Source organism: Mycobacterium sp. NTMscope_Eco_3 (assembly GCF_976985685.1).
In genome coordinates, this window is sequence record NZ_CDRJYZ010000001.1 from 842008 (window position 1) to 855751 (window position 13744).

Sequence of the window (13744 nt, forward strand, 5' to 3'; positions counted from 1 at the left end):
GAAGCGATCGGCTCAGTAGTTGTTACAGGTGACCGCGACCTGGTTGATGGTGTTGTAGTACTTCTGCGCCGCCGGCATGGCCTGGATCTGCTGGGCCATCTGCTCGCGCTTGGGCGGCGGCGCGGCCAGGAAGTTGCGGATGTAGGACTGCGCCACCGGCGACGAGTTCAACTGCTGGGCAGCTGCCGGGTCGGTCGCGTTGAGCGCCGCAATCACCTGTCCGTAGTTGCAGGTGGTGTTGATGATCGCGTCCGTGGGGTCGGCGGATGCGATCCCGGCCGCGGCGGTCAACGCCACTGCCGCGCTGCCAACCGCAACGCCCAATTTGCTCAACGACACCCTCATGTGTGGACACCTTCCCCAGTTAATGCACCGCTCTTACGGCGAAAAAATCTGCCCAGCGGTTGCCGTCCTTCGGTTGAGATTACCAGGCCCCGCGAGCGTGCCGGCAACGCAACAGATATCGAAGCCTACCGCCCGGCCGTAACTCTGTGCAGGTCAGCGCGTTGTGCGCCATGTTCGCCCTCGGCGAAAGGGGGGCCGCGCGCGGGGTCCGAGACTGTCAGTCTTAAATCGGTATTTCGACAGGCGCGCCAAATGGTTGACCTGTATCTGCAACGTCTAGTATCAGTAACCGAAAGCTTCACCGGAAGAGGACGGACGCGCCGGTGCGAGCTGAACCGCAGCCCACGTTGAGTAGTACATGGAGGAGACGTCTGTGACGTACACGATCGCCGAACCCTGTGTCGACATCAAGGACAAGGCCTGTATCGAGGAGTGCCCGGTCGACTGCATTTACGAAGGCGCCCGGATGCTCTACATCCACCCCGACGAGTGTGTGGACTGCGGCGCATGCGAGCCGGTCTGCCCCGTCGAAGCGATCTACTACGAAGACGACGTGCCGGACCAGTGGAGCCAGTACACGCAGATCAACGCCGACTTCTTCGCCGAGCTGGGATCGCCCGGCGGCGCGGCCAAGGTCGGCATGACCGAGAACGACCCGCAGGTGGTCAAGGATCTGCCGCCGCAGGGCGAAGGCGACTGAGCGGCCCGGTGCCACACCAGCTCAAGAAGCGCCGGCCGGCCGTGTCGGCGTCCCTGCCGGAATTCCCCTGGGACACGCTGGCCGACGCGAAAGCGCGGGCCGGCGCCCACCCCGACGGGATCGTCGACCTCTCCGTCGGCACGCCGGTCGACCCGGTGGCCCCGGTAATCTCCGACGCGCTGGCCGCGGCCGGTTCGGCGTCTGGCTATCCGGCGACCGCGGGCACCGCCCGGCTGCGCGAGGCGGCGGTCGCCGCCCTGGCCCGCCGCTTCGGCGTCACCGGGCTGGCCGAGGCGGACGTGCTCCCGGTGATCGGCAGCAAGGAGCTCATCGCGTGGCTGCCGACATTGTTGGGTCTGGGCTCCGCGGACACGATCGTGGTGCCCGAGCTGGCCTACCCGACCTATGACGTCGGGGCGCGGCTGGCCGGGGCGCGGGTCCTGCGGGCGGATTCGCTGACCCAGCTGGGCCCGCAATCGCCGACGCTGTACTACCTGAACTCCCCGAGCAATCCGACCGGGCGGGTGCTGGGCGTCGACCACCTGCGCAAAGTGGTCGGTTGGGCCCGCGACCGGGGCTGTCTGGTGGCCTCCGACGAGTGCTACCTCGGACTGGGCTGGGACGCTCAGCCGCTGTCGATCCTGCATCCCTCGGTCTGCGACGGCGACCACACCGGGCTGCTCGCGATCCATTCCCTGTCGAAGAGCTCGTCGCTGGCCGGGTATCGGGCCGGCTTCGTCGCCGGCGATTCCGATCTCATCGCCGAGCTGCTCGCCGTGCGCAAGCACGCCGGGATGATGGTGCCGACGCCGGTGCAGGCGGCCATGGTGGCCGCCCTGGATGACGACGCCCACGAGCTGCAACAGCGGCAGCGCTACGAGCGGCGCCGGGCCGCCCTGTTGCCGGCCCTGCGTGCGGCCGGCTTCACCGTCGACTATTCCGAAGCCGGCCTTTACCTCTGGGTCACCCGCGGCGAGCCCTGCCACGACAGCGTCGCCTGGCTGGCGCAGCGCGGCGTCCTGGTGGCCCCCGGCGATTTCTACGGCCCGCGCGGCGCACAGCACGTGCGCGTTGCGCTGACGGCCACCGATGAGCGGATCGACGCGGCGGTACGCCGGCTCGCCTAACTGCGCCCGGTGACGCTGTGCGCCGCCCCCGACGCGGTCCGAACGTGCACAATGCTTCGGAGGCGTTTCACGTTCTTGAACCTCGGGTAAGGACGGTGCTTGTGACCAGTTCGACCGGCAAGCTGCGCATCCCGCTCTCGGTCGGGGACGTCGCCAGGCGCGTGTTCCTCGGTAAGCCGCTGATCACCGAGGACATCGCGGCCGAGAAGTTGTCCAATGGCGTTGCGCTCGGGGCGCTTTCACCTGATGCGGTGTCATCGGTCGCCTACGGTCCCGAGCAGATCCTGATCGAACTGTTGCCGCACGCCGGGTTGGCGGCGTTCCTGCTGTTGCTTCCCATCACCGGCGTCATCCTGTTCATCCTGGTGTTGGTGGCCGCGTCGTACCGGCAGGTGGTGATGGCCTACACCCGGGCCGGCGGCTCCTACATCGTCGCGCGCGACAACTTCGGCCCCCGCGTCGCGCAGATCGCCGCCGCGGCGCTGCTGATCGACTACGTGGTGACCGTCGCGGTGCAATCGGCGGCGGGGACGGTCGCGGTGGTGTCGGCGATCCCCGCATTGGGTCCCTACAGCTTGGCGATCACGGTCGGCGTGGTGCTCATCATCTGCTACGCGAACCTGCGGGGATTGCGGGAAGCGGGAATGCCGTTCGCGGTGGCGACCTACTCCTTCATCGCCATGGTCGGCCTGACCATCCTGGTCGGCGTCGTCCGCGCAATCGGCGGGGGTTTGCCGGTCTACGACCCGGCGCACACGGCCGGCACCGTGCCGGTTCATCAGGGCAACGGATTGGTGCTGGGCGCAACGATTCTGGTGTTGTTGCGCGCTTTCGCCAACGGAGGCTCGTCGCTGACCGGTGTCGAGGCCATCTCCAACACGGTCGACTACTTCCGAAAGCCCCAGGGCCGCAACGCCCGCCGGGTGCTCACCGCGATGGCCTGCATTCTGGGCTTCCTGCTCGCCGGTGTCGCCTACCTGGCCCACGCCACCCATGCCACGCCGTATCTGACCGAATATCCGTCGGTGTTGTCGCAGATCGGTCGCGCCGTCTACGGCAACGGCACGCTCGGTGACGTGTTCTACGTCCTGGTCCAGGCCTCGACGGCGGCCATCCTGTTCACCGGCGCGAACACCAGCTTCAACGGCTTCCCGGCCTTGGCCAGCTTCGTCGCCGAGGACCGCTTCCTGCCGCGGCAGCTGACGAAACGCGGTCACCGCCTGGTGTTCTCGAACGGGATCATCACGCTGACGGCGCTGTCGGTGGCCCTGCTGGTGGTGACCGGCGGCTCGGTCAACGCGCTGGTTCCCTTCTACGCGATCGGCGTGTTCACCGGATTCTCGATGGCCGGCTACGGCATGACCAAACACCACCTGACGCATCGTGAACCGGGCTGGCGGCGCCGGCTGGCGATCAACCTGTCCGCGGCGATCCTCTCGACGATCGTGGTGGGCATCTTCGCGGTGGCGAAGTTCACCGAGGGCGCCTGGTTGGTGGTGGTCGTGTTCCCGCTGTTGGTGTTCGTGCTGACGCGGCTGAACCGCGAATACCGCGCCGAGGCAGCCATTCTCGAGATGTTCCGCACCGATCGCCCCGAATTGGTGAAGTACGCGCGGCACAAGGTGCTGGTGTTCGTCGACTCGGTCGACCTGGCGGTGATCGAAGCCTTGCGTTACGGCCGCGGCCTGCGGGCCGACGAGCTGGTCGCCGTGCACTTCATGGTCGACCCGGCCCACGCCGCGCAACTGCGAAATCGTTGGGACCACTTCGGTCTCGACACCCCGCTGCGGATCGTGGACTGTCCCGACCGGCGGATCAGCAGGTCTGCGCAGCTGCTGGTCGCCAAGGCGCGCGACGAGCATCCGAACACCAACGTGACGGTCCTCCTGCCGCGCCGGACGTTCGCGCGGCTGTTGGGGCGGCTGTTGCACGACCGGACCGCGGACAAGGTCGCCCGGGCCGTCAGCCTCATCCCGGACGCCGCGGCGACGATCGTTCCCTATGACGTGGAATCGCGGATCAGGGAGGCCTACCCGGACTCATTCGAACAGCGCATCGGGCAGGAGATCGACAAGATCCAGGCCTGGGTCTCCCAGGACGAGGACCAGTCGGTGGAGGCCTACGAACACCCCGAACGGCCGTCGTCGGTGATCATGGTGGCCGGCCTGATCTCCGGGCAACGCGCGACCGTCGAAGGACGCGTCAGCGAGGTCGAAGACGTCGCCGAACGCGGACGAACCCGACGACAGATCGTCGTGGGGGACAGCAGCGGCGAGCTCACCGTGACGTTCCGTCCCGGCCGCGGGGGTGCGGACATCCAGCCCGGTCAGCTCTTGCGAATCAGCGGCAAAGCCCGCCAGGTCGGCCATCGTTCCCTGTCGATGGTCGATCCGGCATATCAGGTCATCGAGGATCCGGCGAAGGACGCCGAGTCCGGGGCGACGGAACAAGCCGACCAGTCTTAGGGCCTCCCGCCGACTCATGTGACGCGCGCGCGGTGTGAAACACCGTGAAAGGCAGGGCATTTCGACATCCCGGCCCCGGCGCACCCGCCAGACGTGGTGCGTCTGTGGTGCGCGGACGAAATTGTTTAATCCCGCTAACTGACGTGGGTCCGGTAGGTAAACTGACGCCTGCACAATTACGCCCGACCACGTGCGAAGAGACGGTGCGCGCCGCCGCTCACGGGCGGTCGGCGAGAACAGGGGACTGCACATTGCGCGCCGCGAACGCCACACCCGTGGCCGTCATCGGAATGGCCTGCCGACTTCCCGGCGGGATCGATTCCCCGCAGCGCCTCTGGGAGGCGTTGCTGCGCGGTGACGATTTCGTGGGCGAGATTCCCGCCGACCGGTGGGACGCGGACCTGTACTACGACCCCGAGCCGGGCGTGCCCGGCCGCTCGGTGACCCGGTGGGGGGCGTTCCTCGACGACGTCGGGGGCTTCGACTGCGATTTCTTCGGGATGACCGAGCGTGAGGCCACCGCGGTCGACCCGCAACACCGCCTGCTGCTGGAAACGTCGTGGGATGCCGTCGAGCACGCCGGCCTCGCCCCCGCGTCCCTGGCCCAAACGCTGACCGGCGTGTTCGTCGGCCTGACGCACGGCGACTACGAACTCCTGTCCGCCGACTGCGGCGCCGCCGAAGGGCCGTACGGATTCACCGGCACCAGCAACAGCTTCGCGTCCGGACGGATCGCCTACACGCTGGGGTTGCACGGCCCGGCGGTCACGGTGGACACGGCGTGCTCGTCCGGGCTGATGGCCGTCCACCAAGCGTGCGGCAGTGTCGGCAGCGGCGAGAGCGACCTCGCCCTGGCCGGTGGCGTGGTGGTGACCCTGGAACCGCGGAAATCCGTTTCCGGTTCGCTGCAAGGCATGTTGTCCCCGACGGGGCGCTGCCATGCCTTCGATGTGCGGGCCGACGGCTTCGTGTCCGGCGAGGGCTGTGTCATGCTGCTGCTCAAGCCGCTCGACGCCGCGCAGCGCGACGGCGACCGTATCCTGGCGGTGCTGCGCGGCACGGCCGCCAACCAAGACGGCCGCACCGTGAACATCGCGGCGCCCTCCGAAACGGCTCAGATCGCCGTCTACCGAACGGCGTTGGGTGTGGCGGGCGTCGAGGCGACCACGATCGGCTACGTCGAGGCGCACGGCACCGGCACCCCGGTCGGCGATCCGATCGAATTCTCCAGCCTCGCGACCGTGTACGGGACCGAGGGGCCCTGTGTGCTGGGGTCGGTGAAGACCAACTTCGGCCACCTGCAGTCGACGTCCGGGCCGCTGGGATTGATGAAGGCGATTCTCGCGCTGCAGCACGGCGTGGTGCCGCAGAATCTGCACTTCACCCGCCTGCCCGATGAGATGGCCGGGATAAAGACGGAACTCTTTGTGCCGCAATCCGATACACCGTGGCCCGCCAACGCCCATCACCCGCGCCGCGCCGCGGTGTCGTCGTATGGGATGTCCGGCACCAACGTGCACGCCATCGTGGAGCAGGCACCGGCAGAAGCCCCGGCGCGGGCACCTGACGGGCCTGCTGCACCCGGGATCGCCGGGCCAGCGCTGTTTCCCCTGTCGTCCACGTCGGCTGAGCAGCTGCGCGCCACGGCCGCCCGGCTCGCGACTTGGGTCGACGGGCGCCGCGGTGCTGTCCCCGACGGCGACAGCGGCGCCCCCCTGTGGGACCTGGGCTACACGCTGTCGCGCCGCCGCGCGCATCGGCCGGTGCGGACGGTGGTCTCCGCGAACAGTTTTGACGAGTTGAGCGCGCGACTGCGCGCGGTCGCCGAGAGCGACATTCCGTATGAGCCGGCCGTGGGACAAGACGACCGCGGGCCGGTGTGGGTGTTCTCCGGGCAGGGTTCGCAATGGCCGCAGATGGGCGTCGAACTGTTGGCCACCGAACCGGTGTTCGCCGCGACGATCGCCGAGATCGAGCCGTTGATCGCCCGCGAATCGGGGTTTTCGGTCATCGAGGCCATGACGGCACCGGAGCCGGTGACCGGCATCGACAAGATCCAGCCGACGATCTTCGCGATGCAGGTCGCGCTCGCCGAGGCGATGAGGTCCTACGGGGTGCGCCCCGGCGCCGTCATCGGCCATTCGCTCGGCGAATCCGCGGCGGCCGTGGTCGCCGGCGGGTTGTCGCTCGACGACGGCGTCAAGGTCATCTGCCGCCGCTCGCGGATGATGGCGCGGGTCGCCGGGAGCGGCGCCATGGCATCGGTGGAACTGCCGGGCCAACAGGTGCTTTCGGAACTGTCCATCCGCGGAATCTCCGACGTCGTGCTCTCCGTGGTCGCTTCGCCCACCTCGACGGTCGTCGGCGGTGATGCCCAGGCAATCCGCGACCTCGTCGCGGCCTGGCAGGAACAGGATGTGATGGCACGCGAGGTGGCGGTGGACGTCGCCTCACATTCGCCGCAGGTGGAGCCGATCCTCGACGCGTTGGCCGGGGTCCTCGCTGACCTGCAACCGACGGCGCCCGAGGTTCCGTACTACTCCGCCACCTTGTGGGACCCCCGCGAACGGCCGTCTTTCGGCGCCGACTACTGGGCCGAAAACCTGCGGTACACCGTGCGATTCGCGGCGGCCGTGCAGGCCGCCCTTAAAGACGGGTTCCGCGTCTTCGGTGAGCTGTCGCCGCATCCGCTGCTCACCCACGCCGTCGAGCAGAACGCCGCCAGCCTGGACATGCCCATCGCCGCACTCGCGGCCATGCGCCGACGCGAGCCCGGGGTACCACCCGCTCGCGGGGGAGAGCTGCCAATCGGCTTGCGCGGCTTCGTCGCCGACGTGCACAGCGCCGGCGCGCTGGTGGACTTCGCCGTCCAATACCCCAGTGGGCGTTTGGTGGACGCGCCGCTGCCGACGTGGACCCATCGCCGGTTGATGCTCAGTCGCGAGACGGTGGAGCGGCCACACGGAGCCTCGCTTCAGGCCGTGCACCCGCTGCTCGGGGCGCACGTGCATCTGCGCGAGGAGCCCGAGCGCCACGTCTGGCAAGGGGAGGTCGGCACCGACGCCCACCCGTGGCTCGCCGACCACCAAATCCACGGAGTCGCAGCCTTTCCCGGCGCCGCCTACTGCGAAATGGCGCTGGCGGCCGCCGCCGCCCTCGGTGAACGCGCCGAGGTCCGCGACGTCACGTTCGAGCAGACGCTGTTACTGGGCGGGCACACGCAGGTTTCGTCGACGGCCACGGTCATCGCGCCCGGGGTGCTCGACTTCACGGTGGACACGCACGAGGAAGGCGAACGCCTCCGCCGGGCGGGCGCGATCCTGCACGTTCCCGGCGACGACGCGGGACCCGAGCCGCACCCACCGCCCGCCTACGACCTGGAAACCCTGATCGCCGACCACCCGTCGCGCATGGAGGGCGCCGAGCTGCGAAAGGCCTTCGACGCCGTGGGTATTCAATACGGCCCGGCGTTTTCGGGTCTGTCCGCGGTGCGGGTCGGCGACGCGGACACCGCGACGGCGCTCGCGGAAGTGGCGCTGCCGGGGGCGATCCGATCGCAGCAGTCGGCCTACTCCACGCACCCGGCTCTGCTCGACGCCTGCTTCCAGTCGGTGATCGTCGCGCCCGAGGTGCAGAAGGCCGGCGACGGAGGACTGCTGTTGCCGGTGGGGGTGCGCAGGCTGCGCAACTACCACTCGACGCGCAACGCGCAATACTGCCTCACCCGGGTCACGTCCTCGGGCCCCGGCGAGTGCGAGGCCGACGTCGACGTGCTGGACCAATCCGGAACGGTGTTGCTGACCGTCGAGGGGCTACGGCTGGCCGGTGGAACGTCCGAACGCGAACACGCCCACCGGCTGCTCAACGAGCGGTTGTTGACCATCGAATGGGAGCCCCGCGAACTTCCCGAGCCGGCGCAGAGCGGGCAGGGATCCTGGCTTGTGCTCAGCGCCTCCGACGGCCACGACCGGTTGGCGGTGCAACTCGACGCTGCCCTGAATTCCGATGGGGCGCAATGCACGACGGTGTCCCTGCCCGTCGGATCGGTGGACACCGCGCGGTTGCGTTCGCTGCTGTCCGGTGGTGGCCAGGCCGGCGCCAACGGCCACGGGTCCCTCAGGGGGCTGGCCGGTGTCGTCGTGGTGACCGCGGCCGCCGATGACCGCCCGGACGACCCGCAGGGCCGGCGCGGGCGGGACTGCGTGTCGCACCTCGCGGCCATCGCCCGTGAGCTCTCGGAGCTTCCCGGGGAATCGCCGCGGTTGTTCGTGGTGACCCGTGACGCCGCGAGCGTGACCGCCGGCGACGTGCCGAACCTGGCGCAGGGCGGCCTGCGCGGGCTGATGCGGGTGATCGACGCGGAGCATCCGCATCTGAGCGCCACCCTTATCGACGTCGATGACGCTACCGACCCGGAAAAAATTGCGCTGCAACTGAAGAGCGGCTCGGAAGAAGACGAGACCGCCTGGCGCGACGGCCACTGGTACACCGCGCGGCTGCGGCCCGGTCCGCTGCGTCCGGCCGAGCGGCGGACCACCGTCGTCGACCACGGGCGTGACGGCATGCGACTGCAGATCCGGACCCCCGGTGACCTGGAATCGCTGGAGTTCATTGCGTTCGACCGGGTTCCGCCCGGGCCCGGCGAGATCGAGGTGGCGGTCACCTCGTCCACCATCAACTTCGCCGACGTGCTCGTCGCGTTCGGGCGCTATCCGACGTTCGAGGGTTATCAACAGCGTTTGGGCGGCGACTTCGCCGGCGTGGTGACCGCCGTCGGGCCCGGTGTCACCGAGCACAAGGTCGGCGACCACGTCGGCGGGGTGTCGCGGAACGGATGCTGGGGCACGTTCGTCATCGCCGATGCGCGGCACGCGGTCACCCTGCCTCCCGAAGTGCCGTTGCACGACGCCGCCGCCGTGCCGACCGCGTCGGCGACCGCGTGGTACGGCCTGCACGACTTGGCCCGCATCGCCCCGACGGACAAGGTGCTGATTCACTCGGGCACCGGCGGCGTCGGGCAGGCGGCCATCGCGATCGCCCGGGCCGTGGGTTGTGAGATCTTCGCGACCGCCGGCAGCCCGCAACGCCGGGAACTGTTGCGCGACATGGGCATCGAACACGTCTACGATTCGCGCAGCACGGAATTCGCCGACCAGATTCGCCGTGACACCGACGGCTACGGTGTCGACGTGGTGCTCAACTCGCTGCCCGGCGCCGCGCAGCGCGCGGGCATCGAACTGCTGGCCGTGGGCGGGCGCTTCGTCGAGCTGGGCAAGCGCGACATCTATGGCGACAGCCGTCTCGGGCTCTTCCCGTTCCGCCGCAACCTCTCCCTGTTCGCCGTCGACCTGGCGCTGCTGACCTTCAGCCACCCGCACACCGTCCGGCGCTTGCTCACCACCGTGTACGAGCGCACCGCGGCGGGCGAATTGCCGTTGCCGCGCTGCACGCACTATCCGATCCACGACGCGGCCGCCGCCGTGCGCCTGGTCGCCGCCGCCGGGCACACCGGCAAGGTGGTGCTCGACATGCCGCGCGCGGGCAACAGCGTGGCGGCGGTGCCCCCGGAAAAGATCCGGCCGTTCCGCGCCGACGGCGCCTACATCATCACCGGCGGGATCGGCGGCCTGGGCCTGTTCCTGGCCGGCGAGATGGCTTCGCGTGGCGGCGGAGCGGGTTGTGGGCGCATCGTGCTCAACTCCCGCTCGCAACCCAACGAGCAAGCGCGCCAAGTGATCGAACGCCTTCGCGCCGCGGGGGCCGACATCGCCGTGGAGTGCGGTGACATCGCCGAACCGCGGACGGCCGAGCGGCTGGTCGCGTGCGCGACGGCCACCGGGCTACCGGTGCGCGGCGTGCTGCACGCAGCGGCCGTCGTCGAGGACGCCACGCTGGCGAACGTCACCGATGAGCTCATCGACCGGTGCTGGGCCCCAAAGGTGCACGGCGCGTGGAACCTTCACCACGCCACCGTGGGCGAGCCACTGGATTGGTTCTGCTCCTTTTCGTCGGCCGCCGCGCTGGTGGGTTCGCCGGGGCAGGGCGCCTACGCCGCGGCCAACAGCTGGCTGGACGCGTTCGCTTATTGGCGTCGCGCCCAGGGCCTGCCGAGCACCGCGATCGCGTGGGGGCCCTGGTCAGAGGTCGGCCGCGCCACGGCCCTGGCCGAAGGCGCCGGCATGGCGATCACGCCGGCCGAGGGTTTCCGCGCATTCGAGACGCTGCTGCGCTACGACCGCCCCTACTCCGGCTACGCCCCGATCGTGGGCACGCCGTGGTTGACGTCCTTCGCGCAACGCAGCCGCTTCGCCGAAGCGTTCGGATCGGTGGGGCAGGGCAAACCGGACACGGGCAAGTTCCTCGCCGAGCTGCAGGCGTTGCCGCGCGAGGAATGGCCGTCGGCGATCCGGCGGCTGGTGTCCGGTCAAATCAGCCTATTGCTGCGGCGCACAATCGATCCGGATCGCCCGCTATCCGACTACGGCCTGGATTCGCTGGGGAACCTGGAATTGCGGACCCGCATCGAAACCGAAACGGGTGTGCGCATCAGCCCCACCAAGATCACCACCGTCCGCGACTTGGCGGACCACTTATGCGACGAGCTGACGGGTGTGGAAGCGGCACCGTCAGCACCCTGACCCACCGGCGTCGCTACCCGCCGTATGCCGGGCGCGGCATCTTGAAGATGCGACGTCCGTTGCGCAACACCGGGACACCGGCGGCGTGGCCCGCGGTGCGCGCCGCGGGCATGGGCCCCGGGACGCTGGAAGGGTCGGCCGCGGACGCCGAAGCTACCCGGAATACGTTGTGCGGCAGCGGATTCGACACCGCAGCGGCAGTGGACGCGGGATTCGCGGCCGTCCAGGCCTGCGGGACGGACAGCTCGCCCACCAGTGCCGCCCGGCCCAGACCGCCCAACACGGGACCGCGAACGGCCGCGACCGCCGGCGCGGCAGGTGCCGGGATGTCCGGCACGATGGGCACGCCGCCCTCCGCGGCCTTGGCGGCCTGGATATCGGACAGGTCGAGCCCGTACCCCAATTGCCCCCACCCCAGCAATGTGCGGGCGCCCGCCAGAAACGTCTGTCCCGGTGTGGTGATGAGCGTGTTGAAGTCGCCGACCGAACCGATAAGGGACAGACCGGATCCGGACGCCGGCGCCTCGCCAAGGGCGGCCGGGGCAGCGTTCGTGAACACACCCGCGGCCAGCGCCCCCCGGGCCTGACCCGCGGCGGCACTCGCGGCTTCGTTGACCGCGGCGGCCTGGGCCGATTGGCCGTGCGCATTGGTGGTGCGGGGCGGCTCGGTGAACGGCGTGAAAGCGGTGGCGGCCGACGACGACGCGGCGTAGCCGCACATGGCGGTGGCATCCTGCGCCCACATCTCGGCGTACGCGGTCTCGGTGGCCGCGATCGCCGGCGCGTTCTGTCCGAAGAAGTTGGTCGCGATCAGGGTGAGGAGCGCAACTCGGTTGGCGCCGACCACGTGTGGCGGCACCGTCGCGGCGAACGCCGCCTCGTAGGCCGCCGCCGCGGCGCGAGCCTGCGCGGCGGCCTGCCCGGCCGCAGCCGCCGTGGTGAACGCCCACGCCACATACGGTTCGACCGCGGCCGCCATGGCCGCTGACGCTTCGCCCGACCACGCGCGCCCGCGCAGCTCCGAAAGCGTGGCGGAGTAACCCGCGGCGTGGGACTCCAGTTGCGCCGCCAACGCGTCCCACGCCGAAGCGGCAGCCGACAGCGGGGCCGAACCCGGCCCGGCATACATTCTGGCCGAATTGATCTCGGGCGGCAGCGCCCCGAAACCAAGCATCGGCGATCCTTTCTGAACAAGCGCACACGCGGCCGCTGCAGGTCCATGCCTGCACTGAAGGGTGGAACTGGTGGCTATCCGCCCGCGGAAGGACGCGGCATCTTGAATTGGCGTGGCGCCACGCGCAAGACGTTGTTGACCGAGGGCCGCGACAGGAGCGCCGACGAGGCGCCCGCGCCCGCCGCCGGCGCGCCGCCCCACATGTTGGTCGCCGGGCCTTCATGCCATGACGGCCCACCGTCGAGCTCGGCGTCCGACAGCCAGTGCGACTCGGCGACGGTGGCGATCGTCGGGTTCGTCGCCGCCCAGCTTTGCGGGACCGACAATCGGCCTACCGCGCTCGCGCTGCCCGTGCTCGCCAGGGTCGGGCCGGCGACACCCACGGTGCCGGTCGAGAGACTCGCCGTCGCGGCGGGGGCGACGGCCGCCTTGGCGGCTTCGCCCGCCGCCTGCAGGTTGGCGCGGAAGGCCCCGGTGCCGAAGGTGCCCGCCGACGTGACGGTGCGGCTCATGGCGTCGCCGAGGTTCACCGGCGCCGTCAGCGTGTTGAAATCATCGACGGCGTCGAGCGCGGAGCCTGTCGAAGGGCTGCCACCAGTAGAGCCAGGCGGTGGTGTTTCGGAGAGGTTGTGCAACTTCTGGGGCACGCTCGACATCGTCCGGGACAGTGCGGCGTGGGACTGCGACGCGGCCGAGTTATTCGTGGCTTGGGCGACCGCGGAGGCTTGCGCGGGCTGCCCGTCGGCGTCGGTGGTCCGCGGAGGCTCGTGGAACTGCGTCAGCGATGTCGCGCCCGACGACGACGCGGCGTAGCCGTACATGGCGGCGGCATCCTGGGCCCACATCTGTTCGTAGGCGCCTTCGGTCACCCCGATCATCGCCGTGTTCTGTCCCAGAATGTTGCTCGCGACCAGTTGCGCCAGGAGGGTGCGGTTGGCCGTGACCAACGCGGGCGGCACCGTCGCTCCGAAGGCGGTCTCGTAGGCGGCCGCCGCGGCCCGAGCCTGGCTTGCGGCCTCCTCCGCTTGTGCCCCCGCCGTCGCCAGCCATGCCACGTACGGCGCGGCCGCGGTGGCCATCGCGGCCGAGGCGCTGCCGGTCCAGCTTTCGCCTTCCAGCTGGGCGATCACCGCGGAGTACCCGCGCGACGCGGTCTCCAGCCCGTTGGCCAGTACGTCCCAGGCGGCCGCCGCGGCAACCATCGGCGCCGAGCCGGGGCCGGCATACATTCTGGTCGAGTTGATTTCTGGCGGCAGGGCCCCGAAATCGAGCATCCGTACTTCCTCTTCGTCAGT

7 protein-coding genes are annotated in these 13744 nt (G+C 69.7%); 4 read left to right on the forward strand and 3 right to left on the reverse strand.

The window, feature by feature from the left end; all coding sequences use genetic code 11:
• Positions 1 to 12: 12 nt before the first annotated feature.
• Positions 13 to 345, reverse strand: a complete 333-nt coding sequence (locus tag AC0KTM_RS04100) for a hemophore-related protein (protein WP_008254522.1) — start codon at positions 343 to 345, stop codon at positions 13 to 15.
• A gap of 373 nt (positions 346 to 718) precedes the next feature.
• On the opposite strand from AC0KTM_RS04100, the gene fdxA reads away from it, so the two are divergent.
• The 4 genes from fdxA to pks2 all read left to right on the forward strand — a co-directional run bounded on the left by fdxA (position 719) and on the right by pks2 (position 11275).
• Positions 719 to 1045 carry a ferredoxin gene (gene fdxA, locus AC0KTM_RS04105; RefSeq protein ID WP_007773662.1) on the forward strand — a complete coding sequence of 109 codons (327 nt, stop codon included), beginning with the start codon at positions 719 to 721 and terminating at the stop codon, positions 1043 to 1045.
• A gap of 41 nt (positions 1046 to 1086) precedes the next feature.
• Positions 1087 to 2172: a succinyldiaminopimelate transaminase gene (gene dapC / locus AC0KTM_RS04110; protein ID WP_225329961.1), complete on the forward strand. Its 1086-nt coding sequence runs from the start codon at positions 1087 to 1089 to the stop codon at positions 2170 to 2172.
• 101 nt (positions 2173 to 2273) lie between these two features.
• The gene (locus AC0KTM_RS04115) at positions 2274 to 4637 is read left to right on the forward strand and encodes an APC family permease (protein ID WP_225329956.1); all 2364 of its coding nucleotides are present in this window, start codon (positions 2274 to 2276) and stop codon (positions 4635 to 4637) included.
• A 251-nt stretch (positions 4638 to 4888) separates the two neighbouring features.
• Entirely contained in the window at positions 4889 to 11275 is a 6387-nt protein-coding gene (pks2, locus tag AC0KTM_RS04120) for a sulfolipid-1 biosynthesis phthioceranic/hydroxyphthioceranic acid synthase (protein ID WP_472415019.1), read from the forward strand.
• A gap of 13 nt (positions 11276 to 11288) precedes the next feature.
• Here pks2 and AC0KTM_RS04125 read toward each other — a convergent pair whose 3' ends face one another.
• The gene (locus AC0KTM_RS04125; protein WP_472415021.1) at positions 11289 to 12449 is read right to left on the reverse strand and encodes a PPE family protein; all 1161 of its coding nucleotides are present in this window, start codon (positions 12447 to 12449) and stop codon (positions 11289 to 11291) included.
• A 74-nt stretch (positions 12450 to 12523) separates the two neighbouring features.
• Entirely contained in the window at positions 12524 to 13723 is a 1200-nt protein-coding gene (locus AC0KTM_RS04130; RefSeq protein ID WP_225329953.1) for a PPE family protein, read from the reverse strand.
• Positions 13724 to 13744: the final 21 nt, after the last annotated feature.

Coding starts and splice junctions, on each gene's coding strand:
- AC0KTM_RS04100 (WP_008254522.1), bottom strand. CDS start 345: ATGAGGGTGTCGTTGAGCAAATTGGGCGTTGCGGTTGGCAGCGCGGCA.
- AC0KTM_RS04125 (WP_472415021.1), bottom strand. CDS start 12,449: ATGCTTGGTTTCGGGGCGCTGCCGCCCGAGATCAATTCGGCCAGAATG.
- AC0KTM_RS04130 (WP_225329953.1), bottom strand. CDS start 13,723: ATGCTCGATTTCGGGGCCCTGCCGCCAGAAATCAACTCGACCAGAATG.